The following is a 26,352-nucleotide window of genomic DNA, read 5'->3' as shown; positions in this document are numbered from 1 at the left end:
AAATATGTATAATAGTATATAAGCCATGAAAATAAATATTGGCGAAAAAAATAAAGGAGGCAAATTCATGAACGATTATAATAATTTTTCTGAAAGCTATTCAAATCCACGAGTGAAAAAGCTACGCTCTTTCGCACAGTCCACTTACGGCATGGAGGCGGCAAGCTATAAGGGCATTGCAATGAAGACCTTGTATTTTGTTGCAGTTTTCGCCGCAGGCATGGGAGCATATTTTTACATTCACAACTTCTTCGGAGGCGGTGCGCAGGCTTTTTCCACTGAGTATACTATCTTTGTCGGCGCTATTATCGCAACAGCAATAGCAGGACTTGTGGCTTCATTCGCTCCGAAAACAACGGCGGTAACAGGCTCTATCTATTCCGCAGGCATGGGATATGCCCTCACTTTTATGTCAATGATCTACGCAATGCAGTGGAAAGGTATAATAGTTGAAGCCGTTACACTGACGCTTCTCACAGTTGCAGTGCTTGCAGTTATCTATTCAAAGGGCGTTCGTGTGGGAAGCAGAATGAAAACTGCTCTTATCACCTGCCTTTGGGTCTCTATCATAGGCGGATTGCTTTTCATGCTTCTTGCATGGCTCGCACCTCATTCAGCTATCTACACTTCGATCGTTGCAATAAACAACGGCCCTATCGGCATACTTTTCGCTGTTATTGGCGTTCTTATCGCCGCAGCGCTTCTTATGTGCGATTTTGAAACTATCCAGATGACAGTTGAACAGGGGCTTCCTGCTCAGTATGAATGGTATGCAAGCTATGGTCTTATCGTAGGCGTTATTTATCTTTATCTTAAAATACTGAATCTCCTTGCAAAGATAGCAAACAACAGAAAGTAATTTATAGACTTAGCACTTTTTATCCCTCGTCATATGGCGGGGGATATTTTTATGCACAAAAAAGGAACTCCCGAATAAACGGAAGTCCCTTTTTGTGTGGGTATATTTAATTAATAGAAAGGCTTTTTTATCAGATATCCCATTTCCGATCTCTGATCTCAGGCATATCAAGACCATACTCAGCAATATACTGCTTGTGTTCAACAAGCTTGTCCTGCATGAGCCAGTGGGCTGTCGAGGACGCCAGCCCCTACATTTAGATAAGCTGACAAATAAGTATCACGCAGAAGCTTGCAAGGCAGGCAAATGCCGCAACTATGATAAGGCTTTTTTCCTTGAATGCAAGCACACAGGCTGTTATAAGTCCTGCTATGGAAGCCGCAAGGTTCCCCGTTGAGAATAGTATGGACGGGAACGTCATTGCTCCAAGCACAGCATATGGCACATAGTAAAGAAAGCTTTGCACAAATCTGTTTGTTATCTTGCCCTTGAATATCACCAATGGCAGGGCACGAATAAGATAGGTCACTCCTGCCATAATGAAAAGATAAATGAAGAAATCTCTTATACTCAGCATTGACCGTCCTCCTCATTTTTCACAGGCATGAGAGCCGCCATTATCCCTGCGGAAAGAACGGTGCAGATTATTATGGAAAATCCTCCAGATACCTTATTAAGAATAGGCAGCCACTTGAAACAACAGCTAAGAAGAGCCGCAAATATCGCCGCCATTGCAATGCCCTTGTTTTTCTTTGCAGGCGGTATTATTATTGCAAGGAACATTCCGTATATTGCAATACTAAGTGCGCTTATGACTATCTCAGGAAGTATTTTTCCTGCCGCCGCACCTATAAGAGTCCCCAGCGACCAGCCTGCTACAGGTAAAGCGATAAGCCCATACATATACTGCCTTGAAACTTCCCCTATATTTCCCATTGCCATGACAAATATCTCGTCTGTCACTCCGAAGCCTACCAGCCAGCGGTGTATTCCCGACAGTGACTTATCAGCTTTCTGTGAAAGAGATATTGACATAAGGGCATACCTCAGGTTGATGATAAACTGGGCACAAGCCATTTCTATCCAGAAACCGCCCCCCGACAGCATAATGTCAAGTCCTGCGAACTGACCTGCCGAGGTCACGTTGCAAATAGAGATAAGCACAGTTTCCCACCAGCTCAGACCACCTTTTACGCCTTGAAGTCCGAATGTAAAAGATACCGAAAGATACCCCAAAGCAATAGGTATGCCGTCTTTAAGACCTTTTTTGAAACCACTCATAAATCATTCCGCCGAAGCGGTGTTCCCCCTCAAATCAAAAATTATCTATCCTGCACTGACATGATGCCATTGTAACAAGTGCCGCCTTGTGGCTTTCTTCCGTTACTCCTGCGCAGGCGTTTGCGTCAACTATGACCTCGCATTCAGGACAAAAAGCTTTTATTAGCAAAGCGTTTGATACCACGCAAATGTCTGTGCAAAGTCCGCAAAGCTCTATCTCGTCCCCTGCCTTTGTTATTTCAGCAAGGTGCTGTGCAAGCTCAGCCGAGCCGAATGTGGCTTTTTCATAGACCTCTGCGCTTCCACCGATAGCCTCAGCTACCTGAGTCTCAGGCTGCCAGCCTTCGGTGCCTTTTATGCAATGTTCCACAGGGAGCTTTTTTCCCTCAGGCGTTTCAAGATAATCCTTGAAATGCGTGTCAAGGGTCATGAATACAGTGCTGCCCTGAGCCTTGTAACTGCGTATTTTTTCACAGACAGCAGGAACGATCATTTCTGCCATTTTTGAACCAAGACTGCCCGTGACAAAATCATTCTGCATATCAACAACTATAAGATATCTCATATTCTATTTACTCCTTTCTCTCACGACGAAAACGTTTTGACAGGTAAGAACTGACATATTGTTTTATTAGTCCATAAAATAACATTATAACTCTAAAATATGAATTTTTCAACGTGTGCATAAAATGGGCAAAAAAAATGCTGAGCAACGGTGCTCAGCAGAAAATAAAAAAAACTATGTGTAGAACAAAAGAAAGGAGACAACAAAACGGATGTTAAATCAAACAAATTATGTTCAATATCCTTAACATCAATTAAATTATAACCTCTTTTGTAGCGATAGTCAAGAAAAAGTTGCAAAGAACTTGTTAATTTTCTGAAAATTCGGGATTTTGCACAAATATTTCGTTGACATTATGCTAACAATGACATCTGCGTGAGGTCTGAACTTAATTCGACTTAAAAAAGTAAAATATCTTATCCATTTTTAGCGTCTGTGATGTTCAAATTTTAATGTTTAAAACAAAAAAATAAGGTCATGACAGCAGGAAAGAGAGCCGATTTTAGAATATGCAGCAGGCAAACCCGTGATAAAATGCTGCCCTCTGAAACAAGCTCCCTCTCCTGCCGCCATGACCTGCAGGGGACTACTGCTCGGTGACAAGTCTGTTGTCTTTGAAAAACAGTGAAATGCACCAGATAGCCGAAATAGCTACCAAAACGTAGATGATCCTGCTTAGTATCGCTGCAGCGCCTCCGAAAAGAAATGCCACAAGGTCGAACTGGAAAATGCCCACAAGCCCCCAGTTTATGCCGCCTATTATGAGAAGCAGCAGTGCGATCCTATCTATCATGAGAAACTCCTCCTTTGGTTGTTTAAGATATAGAGCAGTCCGTCTGTCAGCGGGCTGTTGATTGTAGTATTGTCATATTTTTTTTGGATTATTCATTAAACGTTTGGTAAAAAACTACTAAAAAACACAGCTAAAATTCTATATAAAAATCTGCGTTTTGTACTAGACAAAAGCGACGGGCTATGTTATAATGATTGTATGTTAATCGTTTAAGTAAAAATGTATGGTAAAGCGGGAGGCAGATCATCGCTTTGCACTATGGGGGCGTTACTTTTTTGAATAATATAGACCTTAAATTCATGTTTAAAGATACGGAATGTGTCAGAATGCAGTCGGGAAAGTATTCCTGCGTTATCGCACCAAAACTTGGTGCTGCTGTGCTGAGGCTTCGTGACGAGGAAAACGGCATAGAGGTGTTCAGATATCGTGATGACTGCACTCTCAAGACTATAAATAAGGCGAGAGAGATATGGGGACTGCCTACTCTTTTCTTGCCTAATCGCTTTGATAAGGGCATTATAAAGACCTCTGACGCAGTGTATCAAATGCCTGTAAATGAGAAAAAGCTTGATAATTTTATCCATGGCTGGGTGCATAAGAGAGAACACGAAATAGAGTGTTATTCAACACAGGATAAAAAAGTTGTGCTTGTTACTTCTTATACCTTTGACAAGAATGACGAGATGTATTCTTATTTTCCGGTGGATTTTAAAATATCCTATACGTTTACGCTTTCTGAAAACGGTCTTTTGCAGGAGATATACCTGACAAACAACAGCGACAAGGCTCTGCCTGTTTCTATATGTACTCATACCTGCCTTAATGCGCCAATGTGCGACGGCGGCAGGGAGGAATCAATGAGAATGTGCGTGCCGATAATCGAAAAGTGCGAGCTTGACAAGAGATGTCTGCCAACAGAAAAGCTTTTGCCTCTTAAAAAGAAAGACCTTGAATATAAAGAGGGTACAAAAATGCCTACTCTGAATAATATCTCAAACGATATGTATACCGCAGGCATGAACAAGCTTGACGGCAAGGATTTCTATGGCTCTTATGTTGTGGATACTGACAATGGTCATAAGGTTTGCAACGAGGTGTCAAAAGAATTTAAGTTCTGGAATATGTGGAACGATAAGGGCAATAAAGGATATTTCTGCCCTGAACCAATGACAGCTATGATAAACTCTCCTAATCTCAGCCTGCCTAACGAAGTGAGCGGATATGAGGAGATAACAAAGGGTCACACATTCAAGTGCTGGCAGAGATTCTTTACTGAATAATAGAAAAAACTATCATTATGCAGAATGAGAGTTATGTAACAGCTCTGTAAATGTAGGGGCGAACAGCGTTCGCCCGTTGGCTTGATCACTTTGTGACGGCTATACACTTCACAATGGTTATAATTAAGAAATTAATTAACAATAGATAAATTACGAAAGGTGGAAATTATTGATGAAATTTGGTCATTTTGATGACGTGAAAAAGGAATATGTCATCAGCAATCCAAGAACGCCATATCCATGGATAAACTATCTTGGCACACAGGAATTCTTCTCACTTATCTCCAACACAGCAGGAGGCTATTCCTTCTATAAGGACGCAAGACTGAGAAGAATAACTCGTTACCGTTACAACAACGTGCCTATCGACATGGGCGGAAGATATTTCTATATCAAAGACGGCGAAACTATCTGGAATCCGGGCTGGTCACCGGTAAAGACAGAGCTTGATTTTTATGAGTGCCGTCACGGTATGGGCTATACTATCATCACAGGTAAGAAGAACGGACTTAAGGCTGAGGCTACATTCTTTGTTCCTCAGAACTATAACGGCGAAGTTCAGCAGGTAGTTCTCACAAACGAGAGCAATGAAGAAAAAACATTCTCATTCTTCTCATTTGCAGAGTGGTGCCTTTGGGACGCTCAGGACGACTGCACAAACTTCCAGAGAAACTTCAGCACAGGTCGTGTTGAGGTAGTAGGTTCAACTATCTATCACAAGACAGAATACAGAGACAGAAGAGATCACTTTGCATTCTATACAGTAAATGACGAGATAGACGGCTATGATACAGACAGAGATTCATTTATCGGTCTTTATAACGGCTTCCATAACCCACAGGCTGTTGAAGCAGGCAAGGCTAACAACTCATTTGCAGACGGTTGGTCACCTATCGCTTCACACTACAAGAAGATAACACTTGCTCCGGGCGAGTCAAAGACTCTTGTATTTATCCTCGGCTATGTTGAAATGCCTGTTGACAAGAAGTTCGAGGCTGACGGAGTTACTATCAATAAGGAAAAGGCTCTCGCAATGATCGAGCAGTATAACACTCCTGAAAAGGTAGCCGCAGGTCTTGAAGAGCTCAAGGCAACTTGGGACAGACTTCTCAGCGTTATCAATGTTGACACACCTGACGATAAGGTAAACAGAATGGTAAATATCTGGAACCAGTATCAGTGCATGGTAACATTCAACCTTTCACGTTCCGCATCATATTTCGAGAGCGGTATCGGCAGAGGAATGGGCTTCAGAGATTCAAACCAGGATATCCTCGGTTTCGTTCATCAGATACCGGACCGTGCAAGACAGCGTATCATCGACATCGCTTCTACACAGCTTCCTGACGGCGGCTGCTATCATCAGTATCAGCCTCTTACAAAGAAGGGCAACTCCGATATCGGCGGCGACTTCTCAGACGACCCACTGTGGATGATCCTTTCAGTTTCCGCATACATCAAGGAAACAGGCGACTGGTCTATCCTTGACGAAATGGTACCATACGATAATGACGAGTCAAAGGCTAAGCCAATGCTCGACCACCTTAAGGTATCATTCTATCACATTGTAAATAACCTCGGCCCTCACGGTCTGCCACTTGCAATGAGAGCTGACTGGAACGATTGTATCAACCTTTCATGCTATTCTGATACTCCGGGCGAGAGCTTCCAGACTTATACAAACCCTAAGTTTGCAGCTGAGGGCGGCTACTCAAAGGTAGCTGAGTCTGTAATGGTGGCAACACTCTTTACATACACAGGCCCTAACTATGTGTCTATCCTCAAGCACCTTGGCAAGGACGATGAGGCTGCCGCAGCACAGGCTGAGATAGACAAGATGAAGAAGAACGTTATGGAATCTGCATTTGACGGCGATTGGTTCCTGAGAGCTTACGATTCCACAGGCGCAAAAATGGGTTCTAAGGAATGTGAAGAGGGTAAGATATTCATCGAGCCACAGGGCTTCGCAGTTATGTCTGAAATAGGCAAGGACGAGGGCGCTGACATCAAGACACTTGATTCTATCGACAAGTACCTCAATACAAAGTATGGTCTTGTTCTTAACAACCCTGCATACTCAAAGTATTATATCCAGTATGGTGAGATATCCACATACCCAGGCGGATATAAGGAGAATGCCGGTATCTTCACACACAACAATGCTTGGATAATCTGTGCAGAGGCATATGCAGGCAGAGGCGACAAGGCGTTCGAGTATTACAGCAAGATAGCTCCTGCATTCAACGAGGAGATATCTGATCTTCATAAGACAGAGCCTTATGTATACGGTCAGATGATAGCTGGTAAGGACGCAAGCAGATTCGGCGAGGGCAAGAACAGCTGGCTCACAGGTACAGCCGCATGGAACATGGTAGCTATCTCACAGTACATTCTCGGAGTACAGGCTGACTTTGACGGCTTGAAGATAGATCCATCTATCCCTCACGAGTGGGACGGCATGACAGCAACACGTCAGTACAGAGGTGCAACATACAACATCACTGTTAAGAACCCTGACCACGTTTGCAAGGGCGTAAAGAGCGTAACTGTTGACGGCAAGGCAGTAGAGGGCAATGTTCTCCCTGTAGCTGAAAATGGTGCAACAGTAAATGTTGAGGTAGTAATGGGCTAAGCCATACAAATTTTAAAGGCGAGATTATGTTTTTTGGAAAGACAAAGAAAAAAAATAAACCAACTACAATTGAGCATCCTGTATTAGGAACTTTGATTAAAAAAACAGATTGGTACACAAAGAAGAGCTTTATCATTACATTATGGGATAAAACTTTTGACCTGTATCTATGTATATACTCAAATCAAAAAGATGCTGTAATTTCATTTGAACAAGAAGAAGCAATCAGATATTATCTTGATAATCAGATTCAAATCGAACGAGATATTCAAAAAATGTTGTTGAATTTTTTTCACACTTCAGATTGTTCTTTGATTGAAAAGAGTATACAAATTGAAGGATTGAATTTTACAAGGAATGGAGCTATCAGCATTGGTTTAATATCTGATTTTTCTGATGAGTTTCTTGAAAAACATATTGGAGAAGATGTTATTTTTACAGATTCTTTTGGGATGTCAGTTTATCCGATTAAGGCAGTGCTTCCAAATGAGAAAGTATATTACAACTTCAATAATAAATACGAAGGAGACCAGCTTTAATATGAATGTGTTTGACAGCATAATTACTGGACTTAACGAGGCAGTTGACTACGAAAAAGGTAAAATTTCTGCTAAAAAACAACTCTTAGAATAGAGCCTTTGCCTGATATATCTGCTGAAGATATAAAAGCGATCCGAAAAAAGCTGGGATTTACGCAGGCGGTATTTGCCGCAGTGATCGGAGTTTCGACAAAAACTGTTGAGGCGTGGGAAACAGGTACGAACCAGCCTATCGGTCCTGCACGCAGAATGATCTCACTCATTCAGTTTGACCCAGAAATTCTGCAAAGCTACCATATCGTAAATGAAAATGTTATTTAACTATGACCGCAGTTCTTTGAGGACTGCGGATCTTTTTATCCCGTCACATCAAAGACCTTTTTGATGTGTTCAACACAAAAAAGCCGCCCACCAGCGTGGACGGCTTTTGTCATATGCGAATTATTCCTGCGGACCCATTACCTTGACCATAACGGCTTTCTGTGCATGAAGTCTGTTTTCAGCTTCCTCGAATATCTCATTTGCGTGAGCCTCGAATACCTTTTCTGTTATCTCCTCCTCACGGTGAGCAGGCAGACAGTGCTGAACCATTGCGTCAGCCTTTGCAACAGCCATGATATCGTCATTTATCTGATAGCCCTTAAATGCGATCTTTCTCTTCTCTGTCTCAGCTTCCTCGCCCATTGAAGTCCAAACGTCTGTGAACAGAACGTCAGCGTCCTTTGCAGCCTCAAGAGGAACGTCTGTCATTGAGAACTTGTCGCCGTAGCCCTTGGCAAATTCAAGAACCTCAGCAGCAGGCTGATAATCCTTAGGGCAAGCGATAGAAACTTCCATGCCTACCTTAAGTCCACCAACGATAAGCGAGTTTGCCATGTTGTTGCCGTCGCCTATGTAGCACATTTTCAGACCCTCGAAGCGTCCCTTGAACTCTCTGATAGTCATAAGGTCAGCAAGCACCTGACAAGGGTGGCAGAAGTCTGTCAGACCGTTTATTATTGGGATAGAGCCATATTTAGCAAGATCCTCAACCTCTTTCTGCTCAAAAGTACGGATCATGATGCCGTCAAGGTAACGTGAAAGAACACGGGCTGTGTCCTGAACAGGCTCGCCTCTGCCTATCTGGAGGTCACGGTTTGAAAGGAAAAGTGCCTGACCGCCAAGCTGATACATACCTGTTTCAAAAGAAACTCTTGTACGGGTAGAGGACTTCTGGAATATCATTCCGAGAGTTTTGCCTTTAAGAATGTGATGCTCGATACCGTTTTTGTTTTCGTATTTGAGCTGGTCTGCAAGATTGAGAATGTCGAGAATTTCCTCCTTGGAAAGGTCGAGCATTTTAAGTAAATGTTTCATAATATTTCCTCCGTAATTTGATTTTTATTTGGTATTGCGTATCAAACGGGCGAACACTGTTCGCACCTACACACTTTGTTATTTCTCGTCAAGAACTTTTTTCAGTATAGCAAGTCCCTTGTCTATCTGCTCATATGAGATATTCAGCGGTGGCAAAAATCTCAGCTTATCCTTTGCTGTGAGAATAAGAAGTCCGTTTTCAAAGCACTTGTTAAGCACATCAGCGGCTTTCTTTGTTTTGAGCCTTACGCCTATCATAAGACCAAGTCCGTCAACGCCTTCAACTTCGTCTATTTCTGCGAGCTTTTTTCTGAAATATTCGCCCTTTTTGCGAACTTCTTCAAGAAACTCAGGCTTTGTCACCTTGTCAAGAACTGCGTTTCCACCTGCACAGGAAATAGGGTTTCCGCCGAATGTTGAGCCGTGTGTACCCTTGCCAAGTACCTCGCTGCACTTCTTGTTAGCAAGGCACACGCCTATTGGAACACCGCCTGCAAGACCCTTTGCAAGTGTGGTTATGTCAGGCTTTACGTTGTAAAGCTCAGATGTTAGGAGCTTGCCGGTTCTGCCAACACCTGTCTGTACCTCGTCTGCGATAGTGAGGATATCCCTCTTTGCACACTCAAGCATGATAGTGTTCACAAAGCTCTGCTGAAGAGGTATAACTCCGCCCTCGCCCTGAACAAACTCGAACATTACTGCGCAAACCTTGTTGTCAAGCTTGTTGAGCTTGTCCATAAGATCGTCAATATCATTAGCGATAACATTCTCAAATCCACCAACGAACGGGAAGAAGTAGTTGTGGAAAACCTCCTGACCTGTTGCAGAAAGAGTGCAAAGCGTTCTGCCGTGGAAACTGTTTACAAGGGTGATGATGATATTTCTCTCAGCGTCTTTGCCGTATTTGTCAAAGCTGTATTTTCTTGCAAGCTTGATAGCGCACTCGTTAGCCTCTGCGCCCGAGTTGCCGAAGAACATTTTCTCATAGCCTGTTGCCTCGCAAAGTCTTTTTGCAAAGTCAGCCTGTACCTTTGTGTAATAGTAGTTTGAGGTGTGCTGTATCTTGTGTGCCTGATCGCAGATAGCGTTCACCCAATCCTCGTCGCAGTAGCCAAGGCTGTTTGTGCCGATACCGGAGCCGAAGTCGATATACTCTTTTCCGTCCTCGCCAACAGCCGTCTGACCATGACCGCTTTCCATAACAAGACCTATTCTGCCATAGGTCTGCATAACGTGTTCGTTGAACTGTTCTATGGTGTTCATTTTTATCACTCTTTTCAATATGTATTGATATTTTATATAAACTGTGTACCGATACCCTCGTTAGAGAGCAGCTCGATAAGTATCGAGTGCGGTACTCTGCCGTCAATGATAGTGGTCTTTTTAACGCCACGTCTTACGGCTTCAACACAGCAGTCTATCTTTGGTATCATTCCGCCGCTTATGATGCCTTTCTTTTTGAGATAAGGCACATCGCTGACGTTTACCTGTGGGATAAGTGTGGAATCATCGTCCTTGTCCTCCAGCAGACCAACTATATCCGTCATAAGGATAAGCTTTTCCGCTCTCAGGCAGGAGGCTATCCTAGCCGCCGCAGTGTCAGCATTGATATTGTAAGACTGTCCGTCCTCGCCAACGCCAACTGTGGAGATTATAGGAACATAACCGTTGTTAAGTGCGTCAACTATAGGCTTTGTCGTCACCTTTTTGATGTCGCCCACAAAACCAAGGTCAACTTCGCTGTCAAGCTTCTGCGCAAGTATCATCTGTCCGTCACAGCCGCAAAGACCGAGAGCCTTTCCGCCATGAAGCTGCAAAGCGCAAACAAGCTCCTTGTTTACCTTGCCGCAAAGCACCATTTTAACGATATCTATAGTTTCAGCGTCAGTGTATCTCAGACCGTTTATGAACTTGCTTTCAATGCCGACTCTTTTGAGCATTGCATTTATCTCAGGACCACCGCCATGAACAAGAACTACCTTTATGCCTACCTCACTTAGAAGCACGATATCGCTCATAACAGCTTCTTTAAGCTCAGCGTTTGTCATAGCGTTGCCGCCATATTTTACAACAACTATCTTGTCATGGTATTTCTGAATGTGCGGCAGAGCGTCAATAAGTATCTGACTTCTGATTTTATTGCTTATGTCCATTTCTCATTCTTCTTTCCTATACTGATTTTATGTCTTAGCTTCTGTAATCGCCGTTTATCTTAACATAATCATATGTAAGGTCACAGCCCCATGCAGTGGCAGTGCCGTTGCCGTCGCCGATAGAAACGCTTATGGTTATCTCGTCCTCAAGAAGAACGGTCTTAGCCACTTCCTCAGAGAACTCTATGCCTGCACCATTGTGGCAAACGTGTATCTCTCCTGCCTTTGATGACAGTGAAACGTCCACCTTGTTTATGTCAAAATCAGCTTCAGCGTATCCAACAGCGCAGAGTATCCTGCCCCAGTTAGCGTCAGCACCGAACATTGCACACTTGAAAAGCGGCGAGCATATAACGCTCTTTGCAACGATTATGGCGGTGTCAAGGTCTTTTGAACCGGTAACAGTACATTCAAGAAGCTTAGTTGCGCCCTCGCCGTCCTTTGCGAGCATTTTAGTAATGTTCATCATAACGATATAAAGAGCCTTTTTGAACACCTCGTAGCTCTCACCCTCGGCTGTTATCTCAGGGTTTCCTGCAAGTCCGTTAGCCATAATAGCACAGGTATCGTTCGTTGACTGGTCGCCGTCAACAGACAGGCAGTTATATGTTATCTTGACGATATCAGTAAGAGCCTTTTTGAGCATTTCGGAAGATACAGCACAGTCCGTGGTGATAACATTGAGCGTAGTTGCCATGTTAGGGTGTATCATACCGCTGCCCTTGCCCATGCCGCCAACGTGGCAGATCTTGCCGTCAAGCTCAAACTCAACAGCCACTTCCTTTTTCACTGTATCAGTAGTCATGATAGCAATAGCGGCTTTTTCGTTTCCCTCATAGGAAAGTCCCTCATAAAGCTCGTCTATCTTAGCTTCGATAGGCTCGAGAGGGAGTATCTGACCGATAACGCCTGTCTGAGCGATAAGAATTTCCTCAGGCTTAACGCCCATTTTAGCGGCAGTCATCTCGCACATTTTGTAAGCCTTTTCCTCGCCGTCAGCGTTACAGGTGTTAGCGTTTTTGGAGTTGAGGATAAAGCCCTTAGCCTTGCCGCCTGTTTTAGCAAGATTTTTCTGAGAAACAGTAACAGGAGCACCCTTGACCTTGTTCTGAGTAAAAACGCCGGCGGCAGAGCACATAACGTCAGACTCCACAAGGCAGAGGTCAGGTTTTTTTGTAGGGTTTTCCTTTATGCCGCAATAAAGACCGTTAGCCTTAAAGCCCTTTGCAGCACACACGCCGCCGTCTACATACTTATAGCCGTCGAAATTTTTCTTTGATATCTCTTTCATATTCAAAACTCCTTACAAAATTTTCACACTAATTAGATCAGGACAGATTTTTTCTATTAATTATTTCTGTAGGGGCGAACAGCGTTTGCCCGCTTATTTTTTCCGCACTTTTATATTCGCACTCATTGGTCGGGGATTGCTCTCCTTTGTGGGGGAGCTTATTGTCGCCGTTGGCGAGTCATTTGAAGACGCTTCGCTGTTCAAATGACAAAAGCGGCGGAGTTTTGTTGGTTTTTAGGCTTGGTTGAGAAATTTTACTTCGGTTTGTTTTATTTTTTTGTCCGCCGCTTTTTTTAGACCGTACTTTTGTGGAGGGGGCTCTGCCCCCTGTTGGGTTTGATTTTGCTTTTGGCTTTATTTTGCCCCCGCTGGGGCTGCTCGCCCCCGTCCCTCGGCAGGGCTAACGCCGCCCTGCACCGGCGATTTTTTTGTGCGGTGCTTTTGGTTTGTTTTTTGCTTTTTTGTTATTCCAGCCCCGTTGCTTCGTTTATCCCCAACATTATATTCATATTCTGTATTGCTGCGCCGCTTGCGCCTTTTCCAAGGTTATCAAATCTCGACATAAGCAATATCTGATCCTCATTTCCGCAGACGAATATCTGCATATTATTTGTTCCTGCCAATGTATTCGCTGCGATAAATCCGTCAGGAAGCGTTTTTGTTCCACCAAGCTCCATTACCTTAACGAAATGCTGACCAAGATAATGCTCCGCCATTATTTCATGGATATTCTCAGGTGTATACTTTTTTGTCAAACATCTTGTCACCAGCGGCACAGAAACAACCATACCATTATAATAGTCATCCACTATCGGATTGAACATAGGCTTATATTTAAGTCCGCACACCGCCTGCATTTCAGGGATATGCTTGTGCTTCTGCCCAAGTGCATACTGACGTGGAGAATACATTTCCTTTGTTTTATTTTCGCTTTCCATAGCGGCTATCATTTTCTTTCCGCCGCCGCTGTAGCCTGAAACTGCGTGGCAGGTAACAGGATAATCCTCAGGAAGCACTCCTTCCTTTACGAGAGGATAAACAAGGCTTATAAAGCCGCTTGCATAACAGCCTGGGTTTGCAACTCTTTTTGAATTGCGGATATTCTCTCTATGCTTTTCAGAAAGCTCAGGAAAACCATAGTCCCAAGCAGGGTTTGTTCTGTGGGCGGTAGAAGCGTCTATTATCCTAACATCAGGGTTTGTGCAAAGTGAAGCCGCCTCTATTGCCGCTGCGTCAGGCAGGCAGAGAAAAGTGATATCCGATGAGTTTATCATCTTTGCTCTCTCGTTCACGTCCTTACGCTTTTCCTCGTCAATGAGCATTATCTCAACGTCATTTCTGTTCTGAAAACGCTCATATATCTGAAGTCCCGTTGTTCCCTCTTTGCCATCAATAAAAACTCTTGTTTTCATTTTTCTTCATATCCTTCTATAAAACTTTATGATTTTGTCTGTCAATAATCTGTATGCTCATGCAAATGCAAACTTTTGTAGGGGCGAACAGTGTTCGTCCGTTTGGCTGACAGCTCTTTAGCCGTCTGCATACTTTTAATTATCGTCCAAAATGTTCTTGTATTCAGGTTCTTTTTTCAGCTTTTTACGCTTTTTATCTTCCTTTGCGGCGTTTATTGCGTCCTTATCCGCAAAGCAGTTTCCAATACCTGCGGCAAAGCCTGCGGTCAACACAGTGAGTACGATAAAGTTCGGCACTACCGACCTTGCTTCCTCCACGAAGATATATTCTATCACCGAAACCCCTATCATCACAGGCGCAACATACCATTTCAAGCCGTAGTTCTTAGCGTGTCGGTAGCAAGTCCACCATGTACACACAGGGTACACCACCGTAAATCCCACCGCAAACAGCGGATATATCACAAAAAGCTTAGCCGTAAAAAGCCACATTATAACTGTCGCAAGCTCCCACAGCACAAGATATAGCAGTGCCGTCTTAACAGGGGAGCGGTGTTTATCAAAGCTTATTTCTGACATATTCTATCTGAGCTTTTACAGACTCAGGAGCAGGACCGCCTGCCGCTTTTCTCTGCATTACGCAGGTGTCAAGGCTGATAGCGTCATAAACGTCCTCGTCAAAGTTGTCAGTGAGCTTCCTGTACTCCTCCAATGGGAGAGTTTCAAGTGTGCAGCCCTTTTCAATACAGGTGTGAACGAGAGTGCCCGTTATCTTGTAAGCGTCTCTGAAAGGCATACCCTTCTTAACAAGATAGTCAGCGCAGTCTGTAGCGTTTATAAAGCCCTTGGCTGCGGCGTTTCTCATGTTCTCAGGGATAACTCTCATTGTAGCAAGCATCGGGTCAAACGTTTTAAGGCAAAGCTTAACAGTGTCGATTGCGTCAAAGATAGCTTCCTTGTCCTCCTGCATATCCTTGTTGTATGCAAGTGGCAGACCCTTCATCATAACGAGCAGTGTGTTAAGGTCGCCGTAAACTCTGCCTGTCTTGCCTCTGATAAGCTCAGTAACATCAGGGTTTTTCTTCTGTGGCATGATAGACGAGCCTGTTGCATAAGCGTCGTCAAGCTCGATGAATTTGAATTCCCATGAGCACCAAAGTATTATCTCCTCTGAAAATCTTGAAAGGTGCATCATAAGCAGTGAGATAGCTGAGCAAAGCTCGATGCAGAAATCTCTGTCCGAAACGCCGTCAAGTGAGTTCTGTGTTATCTCGTCAAAGCCAAGCAGATCGCACACTCTCTGTCTGTTTATAGGGTAAGTTGTAGATGCAAGAGCACCGCTTCCCAAAGGCATGATGTTTGTTCTCTTGTAGCTGTCCTCAAGTCTTGAAATATCTCTCAGAAGCATATTTGCATACGCCATAAGGTGGTGAGCAAATGTGATAGGCTGTGCCCTCTGAAGATGAGTATATCCCGGCATAACAGTTGTGAGATTTTTCTCTGCAATGTCAAGGATAGTGTGCTCAAGCTTTTTCACAAGCTCGATTATCTCTTTTGTTTCGGCTCTGAGTATCATTCTCACGTCAAGTGCCACCTGATCGTTTCTTGATCTTGCCGTGTGAAGTCTTTTGCCTGTGTCGCCAAGCCTTTTGGTAAGCTCAGCCTCAACAAACATATGAACGTCCTCTGCAGTAGGGTCGAACTGTAATTTTCCCTCGTCGATATCCGCAAGAATACCCTTAAGTCCCTGGACTATTTTTTCGCTTTCGTGCTTTTCGATTATACCGCACTCGCCCAGCATTGTGGCGTGCGCCATAGAACCCTCTATATCATAGCGGTACATTCTTGCGTCAAAGGAAATAGATGAATTGAAATCATTGACTCTTTCGTCAACTTCCTTTGTAAATCTTCCTGCCCACATTTTTCCTGCCATTTTAAAACCGTCCTTTATGTTTATTTCAAGTTATCAAATATAAAAAATGTATGGGCAAAATGACCCCAAAGGATCATCCTGCCCCAATACATTTCAATAAGTGCGGATCAAATTTCCTTTTCGTGCTGTTCAAGCAGCTTCTGGATATCCACGCCGTTGATCTTCAGACCGTCTATCTTGCAATCGTTTATCTCAACGTTTGTAAGGTCACAGTGAATGAACTGTGAGTTCTTAAGATCAGGATTTTTAAACTCAACATTGTTCATGATAGAGCAGCCAAATCTCGAGTTGCTGAGATTTACGCCCAAGAACTTTGTGTTTACCATATACATATCTGCAAAGTCGCTTTCTTTCATGCTGACGTTGTTGAAATGTGTCTCGTCCATGTTAACGTCATCGAAAACGGCTTCCTTAAGATTTACGTTCGAGAACTTTGCTCCGCCGAGGTTTACGTCCTCAAAAGAGGAGTTCGGCAGGCTGTCATAAGAGATCTCGACCTTCTTGTCTATTGCAGGCTCAAAAATGCTGTTGTTATCTGACATATCAAAACCTCCGTGAAAAATATTATACAAACTTTTTAAGGTTATACACCTTTATGCTCTGCTGACCAGAGCGTCGCTATTAGTCTTTCTTAGCGTTTCTCTTCTGCTCGAGCTTAGCTCTTACCTTGATAGGCAGACCGAAGAGGTTGATGAATCCTGCTGAATCAGCCTGATTGTAAACATTGTCCTCATCAAATGTAGCAACTTCTTCATCATAAAGTGTGTATGGAGATGTTACACCTGCGTTTATCATGTTGCCCTTGTAAAGCTTGAGCTTAACGTCACCTGTAACAGTCTTCTGTGTTTCTGTAACAAATGCGCTCATAGCCTCACGGAGAGGAGTGAACCACTGACCATTGTAAACAATGTCAGCAAACTTGATTGAAAGATACTGCTTAACTCTTGCAGTTTCCTTGTCAAGTGTGATAGTTTCAAGAACTTCATGAGCCTTGTAAAGGATAGCTCCGCCTGGAGTTTCATAAACGCCTCTTGACTTCATACCAACAAGTCTGTTCTCAACAAGGTCAGCAAGACCGATACCGTTTGCACCGCCAAGCTCGTTAAGCTTTGTAACAAGCTCCTTGCCGTTCATCTCAACGCCGTCAACTGCTGTTGGGATACCCTTTTCAAAGTGGATAGTTACATAAGTTGGCTTGTCAGGAGCCATGATAGGTGAAACGCCCATTTCAAGGAAGCCCGGCTTCTCATACTGTGGCTCGTTTGCAGGATCTTCAAGATCCAGACCTTCGTGTGAAAGGTGCCAAAGGTTCTTGTCCTTTGAGTAGTTTGTTTCTCTGTTTATCTTCAGAGGAATGTTGTGTGCCTCAGCATACTCGATCTCCTGCTCTCTTGACTTAAGATCCCAGATTCTCCAAGGAGCGATTATCTCCATATCAGGAGCGAAAGCCTTGATAGCAAGCTCAAATCTAACCTGGTCGTTGCCCTTACCTGTGCAGCCGTGGCAAATAGCGTCAGCTCCCTCTTTGATAGCGATCTCAGCTATTCTCTTTGCAATGATCGGACGAGCAAATGAAGTGCCGAGGAGGTACTGGTTCTCATAAACAGCGCCAGCCTGTACTGTTGGATATACATAATCCTCGATGAACTCTTCTGTAAGGTCCTCGATATAGAGCTTAGAAGCGCCTGTCTTGATAGCCTTTTCCTCAAGGCCGTCAAGCTCTGTGCCCTGACCAACGTTTCCTGAAACAGCGATTACTTCGCAGTTGTTGTAGTTTTCCTTGAGCCACGGAATGATGATAGATGTATCAAGTCCGCCGGAATAAGCAAGGACAACCTTTTTGATCTCTTTTGCCATAACAAAATTCCTCCATTGTTTGTAGTAAGTATGTTTGTATAATATTTTCACGGCTCTCATGCCGATAAAATTATTATACACCTTTATACAGCATTGTCAAGTGCTTTTGCATAAAAATTTTATATTTATACACATTTTAAGGCTTTTTAATGTATATTTTTAGACAATATACAATTTATTCTGTATAAACTTCAAAAGATATACATATCAAGTATTGTAACGGCATAAAATAAAACAGCTAAACCAAAAACACAAAAACAGCTTTACAAATACTTAATTCAATTATATCACTATTCTTCAAAAAAAGCAACACAAAAAAGCCCTGTTTAACGATTTTTGTACAATATTTCAGTGTTTTCAAGGGGTTGCAATTTCATAAGAAATGATATATAATATACTCAGACGTTTTCTATACGATATTGGTGTACAATAAGTATGATAAGTCTGACATAATACTGAAAGGCGGTAATGAAAATGAGCAGTTTCAACGGTTTCAAAGAGGTAACAGAAAAGCTTGACGCTATTGACTTCAATCCATACAAAAAGATAGGCAAGGAGTGGTTTCTTGTAACAGCAGGCGACGAGAGTGGCTGGAACACAATGACAGCTTCATGGGGCTTTGCAGGCGTTATGTGGGGAAAGAACACCTTCACCACAGTTATAAGACCACAGAGATATACAAAGGAATTTATCGACAAGGCAGAATATTTCACCATAAGCTTTTTCAAAGAGGAGTATAAAAAGGCACTTTCATTCTGTGGCTCACATAGTGGACGTGACTGCGACAAGGCAAAGGAAACAGGTCTGACCCCTGTGTTCGTGTCTGAAAACGGCGTGGAGGTAACAGCTTTTGCGGAAGCTGATATGGTGCTTGTGTGCAAAAAGGCTTATGTTCAGGAGATGAAGCCTGAGTGCTTTGTTGATACTGAAAACGATGAGAAATGGTATTCTGACAAGGATTATCACTATCAGTATATCGGCGAGATAGTAAAGGCATTTGTCAAGGAATAATCTAAGCATATCTGCAAAGGATAGGTAGTAATGGTACGTCTTAATGATGATAAAGAAATGGTAAAGAGCATAAAAGAGGGGCTTAAACGCACAGGTGGCTATTGTCCGTGCAGGATACAGCGCACAGAGGAAAACAAGTGTATGTGCAAAGAGTTCCGTGAGCAGATAGCCGACCCGAATTTTGAGGGCTTCTGCCATTGTATGCTCTATTACAAAAGCAAGGATTAGAAAAGGAGCTGTGAAAAATGTCAGTAAAGGTCATAACAAAGGATAATTTTGAAAACGAAGTAATGCACTCGGAAAAGCCTGTCCTGCTTGACTTCTGGGCAGCATGGTGCGGTCCGTGCAAAATGCTTTCACCGCTGGTGGATAAGTATTCTGAGGAGGACAGTTCTGTAAAGGTGGGGAAGGTCAACGTTGACGATGAAAACGAGCTTGCAGCCGCTTTCGGTATCTCGAGCATACCTGCCCTTTTTGTTGTGAAACATGGCAAGGTAGTTGCTTCAACTGTCGGCTATATGTCTGAGGAGGAGCTCAAATCTTTTGTGGCTTCGGCAAAGGCGAAGTAAAAACAGTTTATCATAACATAACAAAGCGTATGGGCGACCTGTGGTCGCCCATTTCTTTTGTTGTATCGTAATTGGGCTATGAATACCTAAGCTTTGTCCATAAAATCTCGGGTTTTGTCCACTTGAAAGATATGCGGTTTGCTGTTATAATCAAGTATAGAAAAAATAAAATTTCGGAGGTATCTTCTATGCTTGATAAAGTGAACAGTCATAATGTGTCGCTTCTTTCAGGACTTTTTCGTGAAAGAGCCGACCTTAACAGAAACTACCTTTTTGAGCTTGACTCCACTTGCCTTTTGCAGAATTTCTACCTAGAAGCAGGCGTTGTAATGCCGGGGCTTCAGGTGGCGAACGATCCTGAAGGAGCAAAGCTCCACTGGGGCTGGGAAGCTCCTACCTGCCAGTTGAGAGGTCATTTTCTCGGTCATTGGTTGTCTGCGGCGGCAGCTTATTGCGCTTCAAATGAGGATATTGAGCTTAAAGCAAAGCTTGATAAGATAATAAGCGAGCTTGCACGCTGTCAGAAGCTCAATGGCGGCGAGTGGATAGGCTCTATCCCTGAAAAGTATTTCGATTTGATGGCAAGAGGTCAGTATGTGTGGTCACCTCAGTATGTAATGCACAAAACTGTCATGGGTCTTACTGACGTGTATAAATACACAGGCAATGAGCAGGCTCTTGACGTTGTGGGCAAGCTTGCAGATTGGTATGTTCATTGGACAGACGAGATGCTGAAACGTTCACCCGACGCCATTTATAAGGGCGAGCAGGGCGGTATGCTCGAAGTCTGGGCTGACCTTTACGGCATAACAAAAGACGAAAAGTATATGAAGCTTGCCGAACGCTACAGCGGAAACTGCGTTTTCGATACTCTTGATAAGGGCGGCGACGCTCTCACAAACGACCACGCAAACGCAGGTATCCCGCTTTCTCATGGTGCGGCAAGAATGTATGAGATAACAGGGGATGAAAAGTGGAAAACGCGCACAGAGAGATTTTTCAAGTGCGCTGTCACAGACCGTGGAACATACGCCACAAGCGGTGCAAACTCAGGTGAGTTCTGGGTGCCACCTCATCAGCAGGGTCATTTCCTTGGTGCGTCAGATCAGGAGTTTTGCACTGTATACAACCTCGTAAGAACTGCCGACTACCTCTTCAAGTGGACAGGTGACACAAAGTATGCAGATTATATCGAGCGTTGCCTTTATAACGGCTTCCTTGCACAGCAGAACGCTTCTACCGGTATGCCAACATATTTCCTGCCTCTTAAACACGGCTCAAAGAAAAAATGGGGCAGCAAGACCCACGATTTCTGGTGCTGTCACGGAACAATGGTGCAGGCTCAGACTCTTTATCCTGACCTTGTCTATTTTACAGACAGTGAGGGCGTTATTGTCAGCCAGTATATACCTTCAAAGGCTGATATCACAGTATCAGACAAGCCTGTTCATATTGAGCAGACAACTGATATGAAAAACTACAACAGCCAGACTTTCTTTGACGAACATTCTGACTTCACAATGTCACGCTGGTCAATGAAGTTCACAGTAAGCTGTGAAGAAAAGACAGCTTTTGTTCTGAAGCTTCGCCTGCCTGAATGGGTAAGCGGTGAGCCTGAAGTGACAGTGAACGGCAATGCAGTAAAGGCTGAGATCGCAAACGGCTATATAAAGCTGGCAGGTGAGTGGCAGAACGACACAGTTGGTCTTTTCTTCCCGTCAGAAATAAGAATGGAGCGTCTTGAAGATATGCCATACCTTGCGGCAGCAGTTGACGGGCCGATAGTTCTTGCAGGCATAACAGGCTGTGACTGCGGTCTACACGGTGACTACTCAAAGCCTGCCGATATTTTCGAGCCACAGATAGAACACACCTACAGCACATTCCCATGGAAGCAGAACGAGTATATCACAAAGAGACAGGAATATAACATCACATTCAAGCCACTTTACGACGTTATGGACGAGGAATACACAGTTTATTTCTCTGAGAAGAAGTAAGTTTTTATCAAACCTCCTGTAGGTGCAACCAGTGTCCGCTCACTTGTTTTATCAACCTTTAGTTAATATAAAATAAAGGCGATACCGCACAAAAAGCCGTGTGGTATCGCTTCTTTTATTTACTGTTTATATTCCTTTTCCTAAATGCCTCACGATATTGCATAGGCGTCATGCCCTCAAGCTTGCGAAAGGTCCTCATAAAGTATTTTTCGTCAAAAAAACCGCTTGAATAGGCGGTTTCCTTTATACTTATGCCCTCCGTTTCAAGAAGCCTTTTGGCGATGTCTATTCTAGTGCGGCTTAGATATTTTATAAGCGTACAGCCTGTTTCCCTCTTGAAGATAAGGGAAAGATATTCAGCGTTGTAGTGAAAATGCCGTGCTATCATCTCTGCCGTGAGCTTTTTCTGACAGTTCGATCTTATCCATTGGCAGATGTTGTATATCTTCGGGGATATCTCATGTTCATTCCCAGCGGCAAGATATTGCTGTGTTATCTCCATAAGAAGCATTGAAAGTGTGCAGACAGGGAGCATTTCAGTGTAAAGCCTTTCCTGTCGCTGATAGTCAAGAAGCTGTCTGAAAATGATGCTCACACGTCCAGGGTCTGCGGCGGTGAAATGCTCAGGGATAACGTATGCAAAGCCGCTCTCAGGGCAGCTTTCTCCACGGGTTTTCGGAGCAGAGAAGTGTACCCACATATATGAAAGCCTGCCTGCGCATGGCTTTGTGCCCCAATGTTCTGTGCCGGAGGGCAGGAGGACATATTCTCCCGGACACACGGCAAGATCGGTGTCGTTCATTGTGATAAAAAGCGTCCCCTCTGTCACAAAAATAAGCACATCACAGTTAAGCGTTCTCCTGATGTGCAGAAAACCGCCATCATTCTCAAGACAGCCGCAGGTGAAAAACCTAGGTTGTGGGCATTTTTCGTATATATTGAGCATTTTCTCACCCCTTTTTATCTGATTATATCACATCTTTTGCATTTTGTCACTAGGGCAAAAATAAAAGCCCTGCAAAACGCAGAGCTTTTAAATATGTTGCTTTAGGTATTATCTGTAATATATTGTAGGGGCTTGAGAATTATTTTACACTTTGAAAACAATGCCAAGCTTCGAGATCCTATCTCTCCTCACGGAAATAATTTATACCGCAGGATTGTGGCTGTGAACGCTCTCTTGATTTTTTCACTGAAGTGATGATAAGAACAAGAGCCGTTACAAGGTATGGGAGCATATCAAAGAATGACTCAGGAACAGTGAAGCCGAGGTTTTTCGGGAAGTAGTATTTCAGCACCATGAATGCACCAAAAATATACGCTCCGTAAATAGCCCTTGCAGGATTCCATACAGCAAAGATAACAAGCGCTACAGCTATCCAGCCAAGACCGTTCACGCTGTTTGCCATCCAAACACCGCCGTTTATTACCATTGAGCAGAACGCTCCGCCTATTCCGCATATTCCTCCACCGATAAGAACGTTTATGTATTTGTATTTCACAACGCTTATTCCCACAGCGTCCGCAACAGCAGGATTCTCACCGATAGTTCTAAGGTTAAGACCCACTTTAGTCTTTTTCAGATAGATAAACATTATCACAGCGATAACAATGCTCAGATATGTGAAAATGTTCTGTGAGAAAAGCACCTCTCCAAGAACAGGTATCTTGCTGAGAAGCGGTATGTCAATGTTTTTCAGACTGCTCATCACTCCGTCAGGCAGTTTGAGGTTGCCTGTAGGTGAAGCGGATATCATCTGCTCGCCTATGAAGTTTGAAAGTCCCGTGCCGAATATAGTCAGTGTAAGACCTGTTACGTTTTGGTTCGCCATCATTGTTATGGTAAGAAAAGCATAGATAAGGGAAACAAGCGCACCCATAAGAAATGCCGCAAGTATGGAAAGCCAAAGGCTTCCTGTCTTGTATGCTACCATAAAGCCTGCACAAGCGCCCATTGCCATTGTTCCCTCAACGCCAAGGTTAAGGTGTCCCGCCTTTTCGTTTTGTATCTCTCCTACTGTGCCGAAAAGCAGAGGAGTACCCATATATACCGCATGGGCAAGGAATGAAATAAGTCTAGTCATTTTTCCTGCCTCCTCTTGTTACAAATCTGTATCTGATGAAGAACTCACAGCCAAGCACGAAGAACAGGATTATTCCCTGCAAAACGTCCGAGCAGTAAGGTGAAAGAACAAATTCAGACGATACCACAGTGCTGCCCTTTTCAAGGACTGCGAATAAGAATGACACCACAAGTATGCCGAATGGATTGAGGTTTGCAAGCCATGCAACTATGATAGCCGTGAAGCCTACTCCGCCTGCAACAGATGTTGAAAGTGTGTGTTCTGTTCCGCAAGCCTGCACCATTCCTGCGATACCGCAGATAGCACCGCTCAAAAACATCGTTCTTATCATTATCTTGCTAGGGCTCATGCCTGCATATCTTGCAGTTGCGTGGCTGTCTGATACTACAGTTATCTCGTAGCCCTGCTTTGTGTATTTAAGATAGATAAATACCAATACCACAAGCACCAGACCTATCAACCAGCCTATCTGCACACCGCCCAGCGAGTCAAGCCATGCGTTAAGGTCAAATCTTGCTATCTTAGGATATCCCTTTGACTCAGGATCCTGCCATGCGCCCTTTGTGAGCCAATCTATAACGTAAAGTGCGATATAGTTGAGCATAAGGGTGAGCAAAGTTTCGTTTGTGTCGAATTTTGCCTTGAAAAATGCAGGGATAATGCCGTACAGTCCTCCGCCTATCATCGCCGCAACGAACATCACAATGAAAAGCAGATAGTGAGGCATATCGTAATGATAAAGAGCGAAGTATGAAGCGAAAACTCCGCCCATTATTATCTGACCCTCTGCACCGATATTCCAAAACTTCATCTTAAACGCAAGCGTAATGCCAAGAGAAGATATAAGAAGCGGTATCATTATCTTTATGGTTTCTTTGAACGGCATAAAAGGGCTTGCGGCGTTCTTGCCGATAAAAGCACCCTTTACCATTTTCGCATAGTATGAAAACGGATCTTTGCCAAGAATAAGAATGAATATTCCGCCTGCACAAATAGCCAGAAGCACCGACAGAAGCCTTATGATAAGCTTTTGCTTGTTTGAGCGTTCAGCACGCTTGGCTATTCTTATAAGAGGCTCTTTTTTTATAATATCAGCCAATGCCCAGCACCTCCTCCATTGTCGAGCCTGTCATCATCATGCCTACCTGTTCCTTTGTGACCTTTTTGGCGTCACAAATACCTGTTATCTTGCCGTGACAAAGCACCATTATCCTGTCGCAAAGCTCCAGAAGAACGTCAAGGTCCTCGCCTATGAAAAGCACAGCCGTGTTCTTTTTCTTCTGCTCGTTAAGAAGCGAGTATATAAGATATGATGAGTTGATGTCAAGTCCACGAACAGGATATGCGGTTATGAGCAGGTCAGGCTCACTGTGTATCTCTCGTCCAAGCAGGACCTTCTGAACGTTTCCGCCCGAAAGCATTCTTACAGGAAGTTCCGTTGACGGAGTTTTTATTTCAAGCTTTTCTATAAGCTCCTTTGAAAGCGCCTTAGCAGGCTTTCTGTCTACAAAGCAAAGCTTGCCCTGCTTGTATGTTTTAAGAAGCATATTGTCCGTCATACCCACCGAAGCGATAAGACCCATTCCAAGTCTGTCCTCAGGGATAAAGCTCATGCTTATGCCGAGATTTATTATCTCCTTAGGTGTCTTGCCTATGATGTTCTCCTTGTTGTAAAGCACTGCGCCCTTTTCTATCTTCTGAAGCCCTGCGATAGTCTCGCAAAGCTCTTTCTGACCGCTTCCTGCAATGCCTGCCACACCAAGTATCTCGCCCCTGTTTATAACAAAGCTTACGTCATCGAGAGCAATGCTTCCCTCAGAGTTCTTTACCGTCAGATCGACTACATTAAGTATCGGCTTTACGTTCACAGGTTCAGGTCTTTCTATTGAAAGCTCCACCGCCTTGCCTACCATAAGCTCAGTGAGCTGTTTTTCACTGCTCTCTGCTGTGTTTACAGTTTCAACGCTCTTGCCCTTTCGCAGTATGGTCACTCTGTCAGATATATCCATTACCTCGCCCAGCTTGTGGGTGATGATAATGATAGCACAGCCCTGAGCTTTCATTTTTCTCAGGATGTTGAAAAGCTTTTCAGTTTCCTGCGGAGTAAGAACCGCCGTAGGCTCGTCAAGAATAAGTATTTTAGCACCCCTGTAAAGCACCTTCAGTATCTCAACTGTCTGCTTTTCACTGACGGACATATTGTATACCTTTTTGTCAGGGTCAACTTCAAGACCAAGCTGTTCAGATATCTTTTTTATCTCATCTCTTACAGCGCCCTTGCTCTTAAGCTTGCCCTTTGTGCCTGCCACAATGTTGTCTGCGGCGGAGAACACCTCCACAAGCTTGAAGTGCTGATGTATCATGCCTATGCCAAGTTCGATAGAATCCATAGGTGAATTTATCGCCTCAGGCTTGCCGGCAATGTAGATATTGCCCTTGTCAGGGTGATAGATACCCGAAAGCATATTCATCAACGTGGTCTTTCCTGATCCGTTTTCGCCCAGCAGTGCAAGTATCTCACCGTATTTTACTTCAAGATCAATGCCGTCGTTTGCAACCACGCTGCCGAAAACTTTTGTTATACCGCTGCATTTTACAGCGATCTCAGCAGATATTTCTTCACTCATACTTTCAGCTCCTTTTTATGAACTTCCTTAGATTTGCTAATGTCATCAGAAACCGACAGCAGAATTACCTGCTGCCGTATGCTCATATCATTAACAAAACAGGCGGCAAC

At 43.7% G+C, this 26,352-nt stretch carries 26 protein-coding genes; 9 read left to right on the top strand and 17 right to left on the bottom strand.

Going from position 1 to position 26,352, the window contains the following annotated elements; translation table 11 throughout:
• Positions 1–67: 67 nt before the first annotated feature.
• The gene (locus QVO88_RS09045) at positions 68–859 is read left to right on the top strand and encodes a Bax inhibitor-1/YccA family protein (protein ID WP_022288165.1); all 792 of its coding nucleotides are present in this window, start codon (positions 68–70) and stop codon (positions 857–859) included.
• 256 nt (positions 860–1,115) lie between these two features.
• Here the strand turns inward: QVO88_RS09045 and QVO88_RS09040 are convergent, their stop codons facing one another.
• From QVO88_RS09040 to QVO88_RS09025, 4 genes are all read right to left on the bottom strand, one after another.
• Positions 1,116–1,436 carry an AzlD domain-containing protein gene (locus QVO88_RS09040; RefSeq protein WP_022288164.1) on the bottom strand — a complete coding sequence of 107 codons (321 nt, stop codon included), beginning with the start codon at positions 1,434–1,436 and terminating at the stop codon, positions 1,116–1,118.
• Complete coding sequence (locus QVO88_RS09035; RefSeq protein WP_022288163.1) at positions 1,430–2,140, bottom strand: AzlC family ABC transporter permease; 711 nt, start codon at positions 2,138–2,140, stop codon at positions 1,430–1,432. The genes QVO88_RS09040 and QVO88_RS09035 overlap by 7 nt, the downstream gene beginning before the upstream one ends.
• A gap of 34 nt (positions 2,141–2,174) precedes the next feature.
• Complete coding sequence (locus QVO88_RS09030) at positions 2,175–2,705, bottom strand: cysteine hydrolase family protein (protein ID WP_022288162.1); 531 nt, start codon at positions 2,703–2,705, stop codon at positions 2,175–2,177.
• Between the two features lie 586 nt (positions 2,706–3,291).
• Entirely contained in the window at positions 3,292–3,498 is a 207-nt protein-coding gene (locus QVO88_RS09025) for a DUF378 domain-containing protein (RefSeq protein WP_022288161.1), read from the bottom strand.
• Positions 3,499–3,773: 275 nt separating this feature from the next.
• On the opposite strand from QVO88_RS09025, the gene QVO88_RS09020 reads away from it, so the two are divergent.
• From QVO88_RS09020 to QVO88_RS09005, 4 genes are all read left to right on the top strand, one after another.
• Positions 3,774–4,778, top strand: coding sequence for an aldose 1-epimerase (locus tag QVO88_RS09020; protein ID WP_265290569.1), 1,005 nt, complete (start codon positions 3,774–3,776; stop codon positions 4,776–4,778).
• 172 nt (positions 4,779–4,950) lie between these two features.
• Positions 4,951–7,410, top strand: coding sequence for a cellobiose phosphorylase (locus QVO88_RS09015; protein WP_022288159.1), 2,460 nt, complete (start codon positions 4,951–4,953; stop codon positions 7,408–7,410).
• A gap of 26 nt (positions 7,411–7,436) precedes the next feature.
• Positions 7,437–7,949: a hypothetical protein gene (locus QVO88_RS09010; protein ID WP_022288158.1), complete on the top strand. Its 513-nt coding sequence runs from the start codon at positions 7,437–7,439 to the stop codon at positions 7,947–7,949.
• Positions 7,950–8,048: 99 nt separating this feature from the next.
• Entirely contained in the window at positions 8,049–8,270 is a 222-nt protein-coding gene (locus QVO88_RS09005; protein ID WP_242843639.1) for a DNA-binding transcriptional regulator, read from the top strand.
• Between the two features lie 120 nt (positions 8,271–8,390).
• Here the strand turns inward: QVO88_RS09005 and argF are convergent, their stop codons facing one another.
• The 9 genes from argF to QVO88_RS08960 form a co-directional block, all read right to left on the bottom strand.
• Positions 8,391–9,305: an ornithine carbamoyltransferase gene (gene argF / locus QVO88_RS09000; protein WP_022288156.1), complete on the bottom strand. Its 915-nt coding sequence runs from the start codon at positions 9,303–9,305 to the stop codon at positions 8,391–8,393.
• Between the two features lie 78 nt (positions 9,306–9,383).
• On the bottom strand, positions 9,384–10,568 hold the full coding sequence (locus QVO88_RS08995; protein ID WP_022288155.1) for an aspartate aminotransferase family protein: 1,185 nt from the start codon (positions 10,566–10,568) through the stop codon (positions 9,384–9,386).
• A 32-nt stretch (positions 10,569–10,600) separates the two neighbouring features.
• On the bottom strand, positions 10,601–11,458 hold the full coding sequence (gene argB / locus QVO88_RS08990) for an acetylglutamate kinase (protein ID WP_022288154.1): 858 nt from the start codon (positions 11,456–11,458) through the stop codon (positions 10,601–10,603).
• Positions 11,459–11,492: 34 nt separating this feature from the next.
• Positions 11,493–12,749: a bifunctional glutamate N-acetyltransferase/amino-acid acetyltransferase ArgJ gene (gene argJ / locus QVO88_RS08985; protein ID WP_022288153.1), complete on the bottom strand. Its 1,257-nt coding sequence runs from the start codon at positions 12,747–12,749 to the stop codon at positions 11,493–11,495.
• A 464-nt stretch (positions 12,750–13,213) separates the two neighbouring features.
• The gene (argC, locus tag QVO88_RS08980; protein ID WP_022288152.1) at positions 13,214–14,161 is read right to left on the bottom strand and encodes an N-acetyl-gamma-glutamyl-phosphate reductase; all 948 of its coding nucleotides are present in this window, start codon (positions 14,159–14,161) and stop codon (positions 13,214–13,216) included.
• A gap of 135 nt (positions 14,162–14,296) precedes the next feature.
• On the bottom strand, positions 14,297–14,740 hold the full coding sequence (locus QVO88_RS08975; protein ID WP_022288151.1) for a hypothetical protein: 444 nt from the start codon (positions 14,738–14,740) through the stop codon (positions 14,297–14,299).
• Positions 14,721–16,094 (bottom strand): argininosuccinate lyase, encoded by a 1,374-nt coding sequence (gene argH / locus QVO88_RS08970; RefSeq protein ID WP_022288150.1) that lies wholly within the window; start codon positions 16,092–16,094, stop codon positions 14,721–14,723. The genes QVO88_RS08975 and argH overlap by 20 nt, the downstream gene beginning before the upstream one ends.
• A gap of 107 nt (positions 16,095–16,201) precedes the next feature.
• The gene (locus QVO88_RS08965; RefSeq protein WP_022288149.1) at positions 16,202–16,636 is read right to left on the bottom strand and encodes a pentapeptide repeat-containing protein; all 435 of its coding nucleotides are present in this window, start codon (positions 16,634–16,636) and stop codon (positions 16,202–16,204) included.
• Positions 16,637–16,715: 79 nt separating this feature from the next.
• Positions 16,716–17,951, bottom strand: coding sequence for an argininosuccinate synthase (locus QVO88_RS08960; RefSeq protein ID WP_022288148.1), 1,236 nt, complete (start codon positions 17,949–17,951; stop codon positions 16,716–16,718).
• 474 nt (positions 17,952–18,425) lie between these two features.
• On the opposite strand from QVO88_RS08960, the gene QVO88_RS08955 reads away from it, so the two are divergent.
• From QVO88_RS08955 to QVO88_RS08940, 4 genes are all read left to right on the top strand, one after another.
• Complete coding sequence (locus QVO88_RS08955; RefSeq protein ID WP_022288147.1) at positions 18,426–18,962, top strand: flavin reductase; 537 nt, start codon at positions 18,426–18,428, stop codon at positions 18,960–18,962.
• A gap of 30 nt (positions 18,963–18,992) precedes the next feature.
• Positions 18,993–19,190 (top strand): ferredoxin-thioredoxin reductase catalytic domain-containing protein, encoded by a 198-nt coding sequence (locus tag QVO88_RS08950; RefSeq protein WP_022288146.1) that lies wholly within the window; start codon positions 18,993–18,995, stop codon positions 19,188–19,190.
• A 17-nt stretch (positions 19,191–19,207) separates the two neighbouring features.
• Positions 19,208–19,531 (top strand): thioredoxin, encoded by a 324-nt coding sequence (gene trxA / locus QVO88_RS08945; RefSeq protein ID WP_022288145.1) that lies wholly within the window; start codon positions 19,208–19,210, stop codon positions 19,529–19,531.
• Positions 19,532–19,719: 188 nt separating this feature from the next.
• Complete coding sequence (locus tag QVO88_RS08940) at positions 19,720–21,531, top strand: beta-L-arabinofuranosidase domain-containing protein (RefSeq protein ID WP_022288144.1); 1,812 nt, start codon at positions 19,720–19,722, stop codon at positions 21,529–21,531.
• A gap of 115 nt (positions 21,532–21,646) precedes the next feature.
• Here QVO88_RS08940 and QVO88_RS08935 read toward each other — a convergent pair whose 3' ends face one another.
• The 4 genes from QVO88_RS08935 to QVO88_RS08920 form a co-directional block, all read right to left on the bottom strand.
• Positions 21,647–22,477 (bottom strand): AraC family transcriptional regulator, encoded by an 831-nt coding sequence (locus QVO88_RS08935; RefSeq protein WP_022288143.1) that lies wholly within the window; start codon positions 22,475–22,477, stop codon positions 21,647–21,649.
• A 178-nt stretch (positions 22,478–22,655) separates the two neighbouring features.
• On the bottom strand, positions 22,656–23,615 hold the full coding sequence (locus QVO88_RS08930) for an ABC transporter permease (RefSeq protein ID WP_022288142.1): 960 nt from the start codon (positions 23,613–23,615) through the stop codon (positions 22,656–22,658).
• Entirely contained in the window at positions 23,608–24,714 is a 1,107-nt protein-coding gene (locus QVO88_RS08925; protein ID WP_022288141.1) for an ABC transporter permease, read from the bottom strand. The genes QVO88_RS08930 and QVO88_RS08925 overlap by 8 nt, the downstream gene beginning before the upstream one ends.
• Positions 24,707–26,242 carry an ABC transporter ATP-binding protein gene (locus QVO88_RS08920; protein ID WP_022288140.1) on the bottom strand — a complete coding sequence of 512 codons (1,536 nt, stop codon included), beginning with the start codon at positions 26,240–26,242 and terminating at the stop codon, positions 24,707–24,709. The genes QVO88_RS08925 and QVO88_RS08920 overlap by 8 nt, the downstream gene beginning before the upstream one ends.
• Between the last annotated feature and the right edge of the window lie 110 nt (positions 26,243–26,352).

The organism is Ruminococcus sp. CAG:57 (genome assembly GCF_000435935.1).
Taxonomy (GTDB): domain Bacteria; phylum Bacillota; class Clostridia; order Oscillospirales; family Ruminococcaceae; genus Hominimerdicola; species Hominimerdicola aceti.
Note: the sequence above shows the minus strand (reverse complement) of the source record. Positions and strands in the feature narration are given on the sequence as shown.